The organism is Chryseobacterium sp. Leaf394 (assembly GCF_001424105.1).
Classification (GTDB): Bacteria; Bacteroidota; Bacteroidia; order Flavobacteriales; family Weeksellaceae; genus Chryseobacterium.
In genome coordinates this window covers 4,183-4,586 of record NZ_LMQH01000015.1, presented here as the reverse complement: position 1 = coordinate 4,586, position 404 = coordinate 4,183, and the positions used below count along the sequence as shown (strand labels likewise).

The window sequence follows — 404 nt, the reverse complement described above, 5'->3', positions numbered from 1 at the left end:
CTTTAAAGTAACTGACAGACAAACTTTCATTAAATTTCTTGACTTACTACGCAAGGACTTTTTTGACAATCCTAAAAGCTGGGAGAATAAAACTTTACCTGACTTTTTGGAAGCTCTAAGTGTTTATACAGAAGATATTCAAGGTCATTACGACAATATGAAACTAAATATAAAAGCAGACAAACCAAATTGGTCAACCTTTGCGGACATTTTTAAAGGAGCAAAAATATATGAGTGAATTAAAGAATATTTTCCTGACAATTGTAACTGAAAATCAAACAAAAAAAATAAAAGCTGAGAAATTATCTGAGTTGTTACAAAGTGAATTAGGTAATGATTGGGAAATTTTGACTATTGAAAAATACCACAAATTCGACAATTCATATAAAATAGAATTAAAAACA

The 404-nt window shown here is 28.5% G+C and carries 1 protein-coding gene; it reads left to right on the top strand.

The window, feature by feature from the left end:
- On the top strand, window positions 1–238 hold a 238-nt coding region (locus ASG21_RS20500), incomplete at its 5' end, for a hypothetical protein (protein WP_056084835.1).
- Between the last annotated feature and the right edge of the window lie 166 nt (window positions 239–404).